Source organism: Actinocorallia herbida (genome assembly GCF_003751225.1).
Classification (GTDB): domain Bacteria; phylum Actinomycetota; class Actinomycetes; order Streptosporangiales; family Streptosporangiaceae; genus Actinocorallia; species Actinocorallia herbida.
The window spans coordinates 6,117,833-6,130,887 of record NZ_RJKE01000001.1 but is presented as its reverse complement, the minus strand read 5'-3'; the positions used below and the strand labels follow the sequence as shown (position 1 = coordinate 6,130,887).

Genomic DNA, 13,055 nt, shown 5'->3' with positions numbered 1-13,055 from the left:
GAGGAGGAAAGATCATGACCGAGACCATCGAGAAACCGACGCAGGCCCCGCCGCAGGACTTCGGCAAACGCGTCAGCTCCGGCGACCCGCGCTACGCCGAGGTGGTGGACTGGCTGCACGACGAGGCCGCCCTGCTGGATGAGGGCCACACGATCGCGTGGACGAAGCTCCTGTCCGAGGACATCGTCTACCGCGTCCCGGTCCGCCAGACGAGGTTGCGCGACGACACCGCACCGCAGTTCGCGGACAACATGTTCCACTACGACGAGAACCACACGACGCTCACCATGAAGATCCTCAGGCTCGCCACCACGGCCAGCCCGTGGTGTGAGAACCCCGTGTCGCGGTCCCGCCGCCTCATCACCAACATCCGGCTCTTCGAGGGGAGCGCCCCGGAGGAGTTCACCGTGGTCAGCTCACTGCTGATCACCCGCAGCAGGCATTCCGAGCCGCACCCCCGGCTCATGTCCGGGGCGCGCCAGGATGTGCTCCGCCGTGACGGCGACGGCTTCCTCCTGGCCGCCCGCACGCTCTACATGGACCAGAGCACGGTGGGTTTCCCCAATCTGACCGTCATCTTCTGAGTGGAGAAAGAGGAGAGCCCCGGGCGAGCTGCCCGGGGCTCTCAGGGGTTCGGCCTCGCCGAGGGATCAGCCGCCGTCGAAGGCGGCCAGGTCCGCGGGGCGGGACTGGTAGCCGGGGATGTGGAGCCCGCCGTCCACGTGGAGCAGTTCGCCGGTGATGAAGCGGGACATCTCCGAGGCCAGGAAGACCACGGCCGGGGCAATGTCGTGTTCGGGGTCGCCGTTGCGGCCGAGCGGTTTGAGCGCCGCGGAGCGGGCGGCGAAGCCCGGGTCCTCCGCCGCGTATCGGGCGAAGGCCGTGCCCATCGCGGCCGGCGCGACGGCGTTCACCCGGATGCCGTAGCGCCCCCACTCGTGGGCGGCGCTGCGGGTCAGGCCCTGGACCGCGGACTTGGCGACGATGTAGTCGCCGTTCAGCCAGTTGCCGGTCTGGACGTCGATCGAGGTGAAGTTCACGATCGAGCCGCCGCCGCGGGCCGCCATCAGGGGCAGGACGGCCCGCATCGCCCACCAAGCGGCCCACAGTCCCGAGTGCAGCGTCCCGTCGAGCATCTCATCGGTCTTCTGCTCCAAGGGGAGGCGCGGCGACAGGGTGATCGCGTTGTTGACCAGGATGTCCAGCCCGCCGAAGGCCGAGGCCGCCGCCTCGACCGCGGCGAGAACCTGCGCCTTTTCGCGGACGTCGGCCGGTACGACCACGACGTCGTGGTGTTCCGCGCGCAGATCCGCGCAGCGCTCCGCGTCATACTCGGCCACGACGACCTTGGCGCCCTCCGCCACGAAGCTGGTCACCACGCCCCGGCCGATGCCCGCGCCGCCCCCGGTGACCAGGGCGACCTTGCCGTCGAGAAGCGCCATCGGCATCTCCTTCCGAAATCCGTGCAGGAACGGCTGCGGCGTCCGGCCGGAGCCCGGACGCCGCAGGAGTGGCTTACTTGGCGGTGAGACCGGCGTCGATCTTGAGCACGCCGCCCGTGAAGTACCTGCCCGTCGCGTCGTCGGCGAGGAAGAGCACGGTCTCGCTGACGTCGGCGGCGGTGATCATCTCGACGGGGAGGAGGTTGGTCATGTCGCCCAGGACCTCGGCGTTGGCGGCCATGAACGGGAAGGCCTCGGGGTTGTTCAGCATCATCGGCGTCTGCACCCCGGTCGGGGCGATCGCGTTGACGCGGATGTTGTACCGGCCGAGGTAGTTGGCGTACATCTGGGCGAGGCCGATGACGCCGAGCTTGGCCACGCCGTAAGCGTCGTCACCGCCGTTCGCGGTCGTCTTGCCCAGCAGCGCGGCGGAGCTGCTGGTGAGGATGAAGCAGCCGCCCTGGCCGCGCTCGACCATGTGCGGGTAAGCGACCTGGAGGGCGTTGCGGACGCCGCTCAGCATCACTCCGATCCCGACCTCCCACGCCTCGACGTTGTCGCGCTCGTGGGTGTTGAACATGACGATGCCGGCGTTGGCCACGACGGTGTCGATATGGCCGAACTCCGCGACGCCCTGGTCGAAGGTCTTCTTCATGCCGTCGTGGTCGCGCACATCGCACTTGAAGGTCAGCATGCGGCGGCCCGTCTCCTCGACGAGGCGCTTGGTCTCGGCGAGGTCGGCCTCGGTGGCGAGGTCGTAGGGGACGGCGGCGATGTTCTCGCAGATGTCGATGCCGACGATGTCGGCGCCTTCCCCGGCCAGGCGGACGGCGTGCGAACGCCCCTGCCCTCGACCCGCACCGGTGATGAAGACGACCTTGCCTTCCATCCTGCCCATGGGTCAGCCTCTCTTGCCTGATCCCGGCACCGGCCGGGACCGGATGTTCTGGGCTCCGCGACGCGGAGCGAGCCAGAATATACATAAAAAACGAATATTGTACAATCAGTCTCTACCTCCCTACGCTGTCAGGTGAGAGCGGGCGGAACCCGCCGCACGGGCGCGGCCCCGCATGACCCGAGGAGACACATGGACCGGCAGAGGATGCTCATCGACGGTGAGCTGGTGGCGGCCGAAGGCGGCAGAGAATACGAGAACGTCAACCCGGCCGACGAGCAGGTCATCGGGACCGCGCCCGACGCCACGGCCGGGGACGTCGAGCGCGCCGTGGCGGCGGCGCGCCGCGCCTTCGACGACGGCCGCTGGGCCGAGGACGTCGAGTTCCGGCGGCACTGCCTGCTCCAGCTTCAGGAGCGGCTGCGCAAGAACGTCGAGGAGATCCGCGGCGCGCACACCGCGGAGTCGGGAATGCCCGTCAGCCTTGCCCACTCGCTGGGGGTCGACGTCCCGATCGACGGGCTGGGCTACTGGCCCGGGCTGCTCGGGACCTACCAGTGGGAGTACGAGCTTCCGCCCGTGGAGTTCATGGGCGCGAGGTCCAAGCGGGTGGTGCGCAGGGAGGCTGACGGCGTGGTCGGTGCGATCACCCCGTGGAACTACCCGTTCCAGCTGAACCTGACCAAGCTCGGCGCGCCCCTGGCCGCGGGATGCACGGTCGTGCTCAAGGGGGCCCCGGACACCCCGTACTCCGCCACGCTCCTCGCCGAGGCGGTCGCCGCGACCGACATCCCGCCCGGCGTCGTCAACATCATCACGACCCAGGACAACGCCGTCGCCGAGATCCTGACGAAACATGCGGCGATCGACCATGTGACGTTCACCGGCTCGACGCAGACGGGCCGCCTGGTCATGCGCAACGCGGCCGAGACCATCAAGAAGGTCTCCCTGGAGCTCGGCGGCAAGAGTGCCACGATCGTCCTCGACGACGCCGACCTGGCTCAGATCCTGCCCTTCGCGGCGGGCATCGTCTGCATGCACGCGGGCCAGGGATGCGCCCTGATGACCCGGGTGCTGGTGCCGGACGCCCTGATGGGCGCCGCGGCCGAGATCGTCAAGGCGGTCTTCGCCCAGTTCCCCTACGGCGATCCGCGCGATCCGGGCACCATGATGGGCCCACTGGTCAACGCGCGGCAGCGCGACCGCGTCCTCGGCTACATCGAGACCGGGAAGGCCGAGGCGGAGCTCATCGTCGGCGGCGGCCGGCCCGAAGGGTTCGACAAGGGCTTCTGGGTCGAGCCGACGGCGTTCGCGAACGTGCCCAACGACGCGCGGATCGCCCGGGAGGAGATCTTCGGCCCGGTGCTCTGCCTCATCGGCTACGAGGACGAGGAGGACGCCATCCGCATCGCCAACGACTCGCCCTACGGCCTGTCCGGCTCGGTCTTCAGCGCCGACCTCGACCGCGCCCTCGCGGTCGCCAAGCGCATCCGTACCGGGTCGATCGGGGTCAACGGAGGCGGCTTCACCGCTCCGGACACGCCTTACGGCGGCTACAAGCAGAGCGGTGTCGGCCGTGAGTTCGGCGTCGAGGGCCTGGAGGGCTTCCTGGAGACGAAGGCCCTGGGCATTCCCGTCCTCTGACCGGACCTCGGCGGCGCGCGGCGCCCGCTCCGCTCGCCGCCGAGGCACTCCCATATTGAACACTCTTGACGATTCATGTTCAATATGGCTAGATAACTGCTGACTTCGACGTGACGAGGAGAGCCGATGCTCATCGACCTGCACGCCCATCAGCTGACCGCGGGCCTGTTCAACCAGCACGAGCACTGGGGTCCCTTCTGGGACAACGGCCTGCGGATCGGCGACTGGAAGCTCGGCAGCAAGCGCAAGGCGCCCAAGCACCTGGAGGAGATGCTTGAGCGCTGGCAGCCCGAGCCGCGGCTGGCCGCCATCGACGCAGCGGGCATCGACAAGATGGTGCTGTCGATGCCGCTGCACATGGTCGGCTACCACTACGAGACGGACTTCGCGGTCCGGTACGCGGCGAACGCGAACGACTCGATGGCCGAGTTCTGCGAGCACAACCCGGACCGCTTCTACTTCTGGGCGCACGCGCCTCTCCAGGACCCGGTCGCCGCGGCCAAGGAACTGGAGAGGGCCGTCACCCAGCTCGGTGCCCAGGGGCTCATGATGGGCGCCCGGAACTTCGGCGGCCGTGAGGTGTACGACCCGGCCTTCCGCCCGCTGTGGGAGAAGGTCAGCGAGCTGGACTGCCTCGTCTTCGTGCACGGCTACAACCAGTCGGTCACCTGGGGCGAGCAGGCCTGCGACGACCCCTTCGACACCACCTCGATCGTCGGCATGAACAGCGACGAGACGCTCTTCTACTGGTACCTCACCAACGGCGGCGTCTTGGACGACTTTCCCGACCTGAAGGTGCTGATCACCCACGGCGGCGGCTTCGTGCCGTTCCAGCTGGACCGCTTCAACATGACGAACAAGACGATGGCGCCGGACTCCAAGAACAAGAAGGAGCTCATCGAGTACAACCCGAACTTCTTCTACGACCTGGACATCCACAGCCCCTTCATGCGCCGCGCGATCATCGAGGAGGTGGGGGTGTCGCAGGTGCTGTACGGCGACAACTTCTCCGGCGCCGACGTGCACGACGGCGACCTCACCGAAGGGCTCGGCCTGTCTGAGGCCGACCGCGACAAGATCCGGTTCGAGAACGCCCTGCCGCTGCTCAAGCTCCCGGAGTCGGGCATGAACCCGGACGACCTGCGCAAGCAGAGCACGCCCGGCGCGGCGAAGTAGGGCCGGCCATGGAGATCGTCGGCCTGGGCTACATGGGGCTGGAGTCGAAGAACACCGAGGGGTGGCGGACGTACGCGCCCGAGGTCCTCGGCATGGCGGTGCGCCCGTCGGACGGCCCGGCGCTGCTGCTGCGGATGGACGACCGCAACCACCGGATCGCGATCCGCCCCGGAGACCGCGACCGCCTGAGCTACATCGGCTGGGAGCTCCTCAACCGGCCCGCGTGGGAGGAGGCGCTGCAGATCCTCGCCGCCGAGGGCTACGCACCGGAGATCGCCGACCCGGGCCTCCGCGAGGAACGCGCCGTGCACGCGATGGCCTGGATCCACGGCCCCGACGACGTGCGCCACGAGTTCTACTACGGCCACGGATTCGACTCGCACACGTTCCTGCCCGGGCGTCCCCACAACGGGTTCGTCACCGGGGAAGGCGGGTTCGGCCACGTCGTTCTCACCGTCCCGGCCTGGACGGACGAGCTGAACCACTTCATCGAGGACGTCCTGAAGTTCAAGTGGTTCGGATCCGGGGCCGACACCGGCAAACGCCGCTTCTACCGGCCGCGCCGCAACCACCGCACCCACGCCATCGGGTACTCCATCGTCCCGGGCGTGCTCGGTCTCCAGCACGTCGGCATTGAGGTCCACGACCTGGACGATGTCGGCATCGCCTACGACAGGGTGCTGGAGCGCGGCGACCCGCTGATGGCGACGCTCGGGCGGCACACCCAGGACCCGGTGATCTCGTTCTACGCCTTCACCCCGTCCGGTTTCCCCCTGGAGTACATCAACGCGGGCGTCGAGGACAGCGAGGTCCATCCGTTCGTGGAGGGCAAGCCCGAGAGCCTGTCGATCTGGGGACACAAGTTCAACCCCGACGCTCCGAAGCCGAGCACCATGTACTCGGCCGCGGAGTCCGTCACAAGTGACAGTTGAGACGTTTCCTGTGTTCTCTGAAGAGGAAGGACGTGCCCTCATGGTGAGTGCGGTCGGCAAGCCGGGCGTGCGGCTGCGCAGCGCGGTCTCCGCGGTGGAGATCGTCGTGGTGCGCCCGGCCGGAGGCGTCACCCTCCAATGCGGCGGGTCGCCGATGGTCGAACTCGACGACACCGGTGCGCCGGCCGATCCCTCGGGCGAGCAGGTGCAGCTCGGCAAGCGCTACTTCGACGAGGAGGCCGGGCTCGAGGTGCTCTGCACCAGGGCCGGCACCGGCCCGCTGAGCGTGGAAGGACGGCTGCTCCAGGCGCGTGTGCCCCGAGCCCTGCCGTCCTCCGACTGAGGGAGGGCCGATGGACCTCACCCTCCTGCTCGACATGGCGGCCGACGGCGTCGCCGAGCGCGTGGTGCTCGGCGACCGGGCCTCGGGGCTGACGGCGTCGGACCTGCGGAGGCGGGCCGCGGGCGGAGCCGCGGTACTGCGCGACCTCGGCGCGAGTCATCTCGTCTACATCGCGGCGAGCGGAGCGGCCTTCCCGGTCTCGTTGTTCGCGGCGAGCCTGGCGGGCATCCCGTTCGTGCCGCTCAACTACAGGCTGTCCGCCGGGCAGCTCGCCGCACTGGTCGCCGAGAACGAGCCCGCGTTCGTCGTGGGCGACCGGGACGTCCTGGACGCGATCGGGGCTCCGGAGGGCCGCTCCACGACACCGGACGGCTGGCTGGAGCTGGCGCGCGAGCATCCCGGCCCGGCCACGCCGATGCCGAACGACCCCGAGTCGGTCGCGCTGCTGCTCTACACCAGCGGCACCACCGCGGCCCCCAAGGCCGCGGTGCTCCGCCACCGGCACCTGGCGTCCTACGTGCTCACCACGATCGACTTCGCGGGCGCGGCGCCGGATGACTGCGGGCTCGTCGCCGTCCCGCCCTACCACATCGCCGGGGTCGCGAACACGCTCACGAACCTGTACGCGGGCCGCCGGGTGGTCCACCTGGGCCGGTTCAGCCCCGAGGACTGGCTCCGCACCGTGGAGCGCGAGGGGGTCACCCAGGCCCTGGTCGTCCCCACGATGCTCGCGCGGATCGTCGAGCACCTGCGGGAGACCGGGGAGCGCCCGCCCGCCGGGCTGCGCTCGCTCGCCTACGGCGGAGCCCCGATGCCCGCCCGCGTGATCGAGCAGGCCCTGGAGCTGTTCCCCGGAGTCGACTTCACCAACGCCTACGGCCTGACCGAGACCAGCTCGACGATCGCCGTGCTCGGTCCGGACGACCACCGCGCGGCACAGGCGGGTACGAGCCCCGAGGCACGCGCCCGCCTGGGGTCCGCCGGACGGCTGGTGCCCGACCTCGAAGCGCGGATCCTCGGCGCCGACGGCCTGCCGCTCCCGGCGGGCGAGATCGGGCTGCTGTACGTGCGCGGGCCGCAGGTGTCGGGGGAGTACCGGGGAACGGCCGCGGTCGGCTCCGACGACTGGTTCGCCACCCGAGATCTGGCGCACCTCGACGACGAGGGCTACCTGTTCCTCCACGGCCGTGCCGACGACACGATCATCCGCGGCGGGGAGAACGTCGCCCCCGCCGAGATCGAGGCCGTGCTGGAACAGCATCCGGCGGTCGCCGAGTCGGCGGTGGTCGGCATCCCCGACGAGGAATGGGGTCAGCGGATCGCCGCCGTCGTCGTGCCGCACCGAGGGGCGCGGCCCGAGCCCGAGGAACTGCGCACGTGGGTCCGCACCCGGCTGCGGGGGTCGAAGACCCCGGACGTGGTGCGGCTCGTGGCCGCGCTGCCGCGCACCGACACCGGCAAGATCCTCCGCCGCACGCTCGTCCACGAGCTCGGCGCCGTTGACGTCACGATCCCCAGGGAGACCACCCCATGACCATGAAGGTGCTGATCGACTCCGAGAAGTGCTGCGGATACGGCATCTGCGCCGAGATCTGCCCCTCGGTGTTCAAACTGGACGCCCAGGGGTTCGTCTTCGTCGAGGGCGACACCGTTTCTGAGGAGGAGGCACAGGCGGCGATCGAGGCCGCGGACGCCTGCCCCGAAGTCGTCATCACCTTCCAGCAGGCTTGAGAGGAACGCCATGAGCACCAAGACGATGGTCGTCATCGGAGCGGGACCGGGCATCGGTCTGGCCGTGGCCCGGCGGTGGGGCGGCGAGGGATACCGGATCGCCCTCGTTGCCCGGCAGGCCGAGCGGCTCAGCGGGTTCGTGGACCGGCTCGGCGCCGAGGGCGTCGAAGCGGCGGCATTCCCGACCGACGTGACCGACCGGGCGGCGCTGGCCGCGACCCTGACGGAGATCAAGAAGCGCTTCGGCCGGATCGACGCGCTCTACTTCGGCCCCCCGGCGACGTCCGGGACGATGGTCGCCCCCCGCGACTTCACCGTCAAGAACACCTCGATCATGCTCGACCTGGTGACCGCCGCGGTCGCGGCGGTCGAGTTCGTCCTTCCCGAGCTGCTGGAGCGCCGTGAAGGCGCGCTCCTCTTCTGCGTCCCGATGTCGGCCGTGGAACCCGTGCTGTTCAGCGCGAACTACGCGATGGCGTGCGCCGCGCTCCGCAACTACGCGCAGAGCCTGTTCGTCGATGTGCACGCCGAGGGCGTCTCCGTCGGCGTCGTCACGATCGCCGGCCTGGTGGTGGAGGGCGACTCCGAGCGCAGCAAGTCGCTCGCCGCCACGGCCCGCAGGCCGGGCGACCGCGCCTGGGACGAGTACCGCGCCTTCCATGAGGATCTGGCCGCGCATGTGACCTCCGGCGAGGTGGCCGACGCCTTCTGGCGGCTGGCCGCGGACAGCACCGAGGTCGAGGAGATCCTGGGCAATCCGGAGATCTGCGCGCGGCTGCGCGCGCAGGCGCTCGCCGGGACTCCGGCCACATGAGCGCCGTCATCGTCGAGGCCGTCCGGTCCCCGCTCGGCCGCGGCCGCATGGCCAAGGGGGAGCGGCCAGGCGGCTCGCTGTCGGAGCTGCACCCGGTCGATCTGCTCGCGCAGGTGCTGCGGGGGCTCGTCGACCGCAGCGGCATCGACCCGGATCTGGTCGAGGACGTGATCATCGGCTGCGTCTCGCAGGCGGCGGAGCAGGCCTTCACGCCCGGGCGGCTCGCCTGGCTGGGCGCGGGCCTGCCGGACTGCGTCCCGGGCGTCACGATCGACCGCCGGTGCGGGTCCGGCCAGCAGGCGATCGAGTTCGGCGCGCACGGGATCATCGCCGGCGCCTACGGCGCCGTCGTGGCGGGCGGCGTTGAGTCGATGAGCCGGGTGCCGATGGGCTCGGCCCGTCTGGACGCGGACGTCTTCGGTGCAGGAGTCGCCGAGCGCTACGCCCCGGGCCTGATAGGCCAGGGCGTCGCCGCCGAGCTCGTCGCCGCGCGTTACGGGATCTCCCGGGAGGAGATGGACGAGTACGCGGCGCGCTCACACGCGCGGGCCGCGGCGGCCGCGGCCGTCATGGCCCGTGAGATCGTTCCGGTGACTGCGCCCGGCGCCGACGGGGAGGCCCGCGCGGTCGCCTCGGACGAGACCATCCGTCCCGGCACGACCGTCGAGGCGCTGGCGGCGCTGCGCCCGTCCTTCACCGACGCCGCGGCGCTGGGCCGGCATCCGGAGATCACCTGGTCGGTCACGGCGGGGAACTCCTCGCAGATCACCGACGGTGCGGCCGCGCTGCTCCTCATGAGCGAAGAACTGGCCGGACGCCTCGGGCTGCGGCCGCGGGCGCGGATCGTGGCGACCGCGGTCTGCGGCTCGGATCCGGTGATGATGCTGACCGGTCCCATCCCCGCGACCGAGAAGGTGCTGGCGCGGGCGAAGCTGAGCCTTGAGGACATCGACCATGTCGAGGTGAACGAGGCGTTCGCCAGCGTCCCGCTCGCCTGGCAGCGCCATTTCGGCTTCGACGGGGATCGGCTCAACCCGTCCGGGGGCGCGATCGCGCTCGGCCATCCGCTGGGCGCCTCCGGGGCCCGTCTCACGACCACGATGCTCGGCGCCCTGGAGGCTTCCGGGGGCCGGTACGGTCTGCAGACCATGTGCGAGAACGGCGGCATGGCCAACGCGCTCATCATCGAGCGCCTTTGACCCTGCCGCCTGTCGTCCTCTGCTCAGGCGTACTCCTTCGCCGCTCCTTCTGGAGCGGCGGGGGAGTACGCCTTCGCCAGTTCTGCGAGATCCTCGGCGGGGTCGATGAGCCGGGCGATCGGTACGGGCAGGCGATCGGTCATGATGCGGCGCACGGCCCGGACGTCGTCGGCGCGGTTGAAGGCGACGCATCCGACCGGACGCCCTTCGCGGGTGAGCAACGCGGAGAAGGCCCAGCCTTCGACGTCGCCGCGCAAGTTGACCTCGTCGGTCGGCTCCGGCTTGCCGGTGATCTGGATGGTCAGGTCGTACTGGTCGGACCACACCCAGGGGACCTCGGCGAACTCCGCGCTGCCGCCGGCCATGTTCTTCGCGGCGACCTTGGCCTGATGCTGGGCGTTCTGCCAGTGCTCGACGCGCATGCGCCCGCCGAGATGGGGTTGCGGCGCGTTGGCGACGTCGCCGATGGCGAACACATCGGGCACCGACGTTCGGCATCGCCCGTCCACCACGATTCCGTCGGTGACCTCGATCCCCGCAGCGCGGGCGAGTTCGTCGGCGGGGACCATCCCGATGCCCACGACGATGACGTCGGCCAGGTGCTCCGCACCCCCGGAGGTGCGGGCCAGGAGCCCGTCAGGCCCGTGCTCGATCGAAGAGACGGTGACGCCCGTGCGGAAGTCGACGCCGCGCTCGGTGTGCAGGCGCATGTAGAGGCCGGCGAGGGCAGGCGGCAGCAGCCGTTCGAGAGGGGTGCGCTGACCTTCCAGCACGGTGACCGAGCAGCCCAGCGTGATGGCGCTCGCGGCGACCTCACCGCCGATGAATCCGCCGCCGATGATGATCACGCGGGCGCCGGGCCGGAGCCGTGCGGAGATCGCCTGCGAGTCCTCGAGGTTGCGGAGCGTGTGGACACCGGGAAGTCCCTCGGTGCCGGGCAGGGCACGCGGCCGGCCGCCCGTCGCGATGAGCACCTTGTCGTAGGTGAGCCGTTCCCCTGTGGACAGGGCGATGGTCTTGGCCGCGACGTCGAGCGCGGTGGCTGCGACGCCGGTCCTCACCTCGATGTCCTTCTTGTCGTACCAGGCCGGTGGCCGCAGCGCGGTGCGTCCGGGGTCCTCCTCGCCGCGTAGGACGCCCTTGCTGAGGGGCGGTTTGGAGTAGGGGAGGCGCGGTTCGTCGCAGAGCACGACGACGCGTCCCTTGAAGCCCTCCGTGCGCAGTGCCAGCGCCGCGGTCCCGCCGCCGACACCACCGCCGATGACGACGAACGTCTCGGTCACGTTCTCTCCCTCGCTTTCGCCTGTGCTGAACATATTCTCCGACTTGTGTTTAATTATCCTGCTCGGGAGGCCTGAGAAGTCACTCGAAGACGGTGATGACCTTCTCGGGACAGGCTCGCGCGCCCTTGCGGGCGGCCTCCTCCAGTGCCGGGTCGAACTCGCGCCCTCGGCCGGCGATGTAGCCGTCGTCGTCGAGCTCGAAGAGCTCGGGGGCGACGGCCGCGCAGCGTGCGTGGCCCTGGCAGAGGGCGGGGTCGATCTCCAGTCTCACGGAGCCTCTCCAAGGTATTGATACACATCGACTAATATGTGTTTAATGTGTATCAGACGCTGTTCGTGAGGAACAAGCCCGCCAAGGAGTTCTCGATGACCGAGCCGCAGTGCCCTGTGAAGTCCGTCAACCTGGCAGAGCTGCCGATGCAGACGGAGGAGGGACGGGCCGCAGGCTGGCGGACCCTCGTGGAGGCGGGTCCGGTCGCCGACGTGAACGAGGCGTTCATGGCGACGAGTGACAGCGCCGTCCAGTACGTCCTGCAGAACTACGAGCTGTTCTCGTCGGTGCACGCCTACGACATCCTGCAGAGCCCGGTGCCGCAGCCGCCCCTCATGTTCGACCCGCCGGAGCACGTCAGGTTCCGCCGGATCCTCGCCCCCTTCTTCAGTCCGGGCGTCGTGTCGAAGATGTACGGCGGGCTGCGCGAGCAGGTGCGCGAGCTCATCGCGCCGCTCGCCGCCGCGGGGGAGGCCGATGTCTTCGGGGGCCTGGCGGTCCCCTTCCCGACCCAGGTCTTCCTCGAGCTGTTCGGGCTGCCGCTGTCCGACCGCGACCAGCTGATCGAGTGGAAGGACCGCATCATCAAGTCGACCGACGTCCGCGGCCTGGAAGGCGGGGACGCCGAAGCCGGCATCGACCTGATGAGCTACCTCGTCACCAAGATCCAGGAACGCAAGGGTGACACCTCCAACGACGACCTGCTCACCGCCGTCGTCAATGACACCTCGCCCGAGGCGCTCACCGACGAGGAACTGCTCGGCCTGTCCATCCTCATGATCCAGGCGGGCCTGGACACCGTGACGCAGAGCCTGATGTTCATGTTCGCGACCCTCGCACAGCAGCCGGAGCTGCAGGCCCGCCTCGTCGCCGATCCGAAGCTGATCCCGGACTTCATCGAGGAGAGCCTGCGCCTCAATCCGGTCGCCCCCTTCCCGCCGCGCGTCGTCACCCGCGACACCGTGGTCGAGGGCGTCACCGTCCCCGCCGGGAGCCGGATGACGGTCTGCCTGGGCGCCGCGAACCGGGACCCGGGCCTGCACAAGGACCCGGACGAGATCGTCCTCGGCCGCGGAGAGCGGCACTGGGCGTTCGGCGGAGGCCCGCACCGCTGCCTGGGCTCGCACCTCGCCCGCGCGGAAATGCGGCTGGTCCTGGAGGAGTGGCTCAAGCTCGTTCCCTCCTTCTCCCTCAATGACGACGTCGAGCCGCGGATGGTCTGGCCCACGCCGCTGCTGAGCCTCGAAGAGCTCACCCTCGTGTTCCCCCCGGCCTCGGTCTGACGGTGCGCCGCACGAGTCCGCGTCCCCGGTCCCGCGTCCGCG

General features: G+C 69.9%; 14 protein-coding genes. 10 read left to right on the top strand and 4 right to left on the bottom strand.

Annotated features, from left to right (window positions below; translation table 11 throughout):
- The first annotated feature begins 14 nt into the window (after positions 1-14).
- Positions 15-584, top strand: a complete 570-nt coding sequence (locus EDD29_RS27835; RefSeq protein WP_123667221.1) for an aromatic-ring-hydroxylating dioxygenase subunit beta — start codon at positions 15-17, stop codon at positions 582-584.
- 66 nt (positions 585-650) lie between these two features.
- Here the strand turns inward: EDD29_RS27835 and EDD29_RS27830 are convergent, their stop codons facing one another.
- Both EDD29_RS27830 and EDD29_RS27825 read right to left on the bottom strand, forming a co-directional pair.
- Positions 651-1,442: an SDR family NAD(P)-dependent oxidoreductase gene (locus EDD29_RS27830; protein WP_123667220.1), complete on the bottom strand. Its 792-nt coding sequence runs from the start codon at positions 1,440-1,442 to the stop codon at positions 651-653.
- Between the two features lie 73 nt (positions 1,443-1,515).
- Positions 1,516-2,340, bottom strand: a complete 825-nt coding sequence (locus tag EDD29_RS27825) for a mycofactocin-coupled SDR family oxidoreductase (protein ID WP_123667219.1) — start codon at positions 2,338-2,340, stop codon at positions 1,516-1,518.
- Positions 2,341-2,529: 189 nt separating this feature from the next.
- Here EDD29_RS27825 and EDD29_RS27820 point away from each other — a divergent pair, with 189 nt between their 5' ends.
- The 8 genes from EDD29_RS27820 (at position 2,530) to EDD29_RS27785 (ending at position 10,176) form a co-directional block, all read left to right on the top strand.
- On the top strand, positions 2,530-3,981 hold the full coding sequence (locus EDD29_RS27820) for an aldehyde dehydrogenase family protein (RefSeq protein WP_123667218.1): 1,452 nt from the start codon (positions 2,530-2,532) through the stop codon (positions 3,979-3,981).
- A gap of 126 nt (positions 3,982-4,107) precedes the next feature.
- Positions 4,108-5,157, top strand: a complete 1,050-nt coding sequence (locus EDD29_RS27815) for an amidohydrolase family protein (protein WP_123667217.1) — start codon at positions 4,108-4,110, stop codon at positions 5,155-5,157.
- An 8-nt stretch (positions 5,158-5,165) separates the two neighbouring features.
- Positions 5,166-6,089: a VOC family protein gene (locus EDD29_RS27810; protein WP_123667216.1), complete on the top strand. Its 924-nt coding sequence runs from the start codon at positions 5,166-5,168 to the stop codon at positions 6,087-6,089.
- Positions 6,090-6,129: 40 nt separating this feature from the next.
- Complete coding sequence (locus EDD29_RS27805; protein ID WP_123667215.1) at positions 6,130-6,432, top strand: hypothetical protein; 303 nt, start codon at positions 6,130-6,132, stop codon at positions 6,430-6,432.
- A gap of 10 nt (positions 6,433-6,442) precedes the next feature.
- Positions 6,443-7,966: a class I adenylate-forming enzyme family protein gene (locus EDD29_RS27800; RefSeq protein WP_123667214.1), complete on the top strand. Its 1,524-nt coding sequence runs from the start codon at positions 6,443-6,445 to the stop codon at positions 7,964-7,966.
- The gene (locus EDD29_RS27795; RefSeq protein WP_211359947.1) at positions 7,963-8,163 is read left to right on the top strand and encodes a ferredoxin; all 201 of its coding nucleotides are present in this window, start codon (positions 7,963-7,965) and stop codon (positions 8,161-8,163) included. Before EDD29_RS27800 ends, EDD29_RS27795 begins: the two co-directional genes overlap by 4 nt.
- Before the next feature lie 10 nt (positions 8,164-8,173).
- The gene (locus tag EDD29_RS27790; RefSeq protein ID WP_123667213.1) at positions 8,174-8,977 is read left to right on the top strand and encodes an SDR family NAD(P)-dependent oxidoreductase; all 804 of its coding nucleotides are present in this window, start codon (positions 8,174-8,176) and stop codon (positions 8,975-8,977) included.
- On the top strand, positions 8,974-10,176 hold the full coding sequence (locus tag EDD29_RS27785; RefSeq protein WP_123667212.1) for a thiolase family protein: 1,203 nt from the start codon (positions 8,974-8,976) through the stop codon (positions 10,174-10,176). The genes EDD29_RS27790 and EDD29_RS27785 overlap by 4 nt, the downstream gene beginning before the upstream one ends.
- A 23-nt stretch (positions 10,177-10,199) precedes the next feature.
- Here the strand turns inward: EDD29_RS27785 and EDD29_RS27780 are convergent, their stop codons facing one another.
- Positions 10,200-11,459 carry an NAD(P)/FAD-dependent oxidoreductase gene (locus EDD29_RS27780; protein WP_170201612.1) on the bottom strand — a complete coding sequence of 420 codons (1,260 nt, stop codon included), beginning with the start codon at positions 11,457-11,459 and terminating at the stop codon, positions 10,200-10,202.
- A 79-nt stretch (positions 11,460-11,538) separates the two neighbouring features.
- A complete protein-coding gene (locus EDD29_RS27775; RefSeq protein WP_123667210.1) occupies positions 11,539-11,730 on the bottom strand; it encodes a ferredoxin in 192 nt (63 codons plus the stop codon).
- 95 nt (positions 11,731-11,825) lie between these two features.
- On the opposite strand from EDD29_RS27775, the gene EDD29_RS27770 reads away from it, so the two are divergent.
- Entirely contained in the window at positions 11,826-13,013 is a 1,188-nt protein-coding gene (locus tag EDD29_RS27770) for a cytochrome P450 (protein ID WP_148086113.1), read from the top strand.
- Positions 13,014-13,055: the final 42 nt, after the last annotated feature.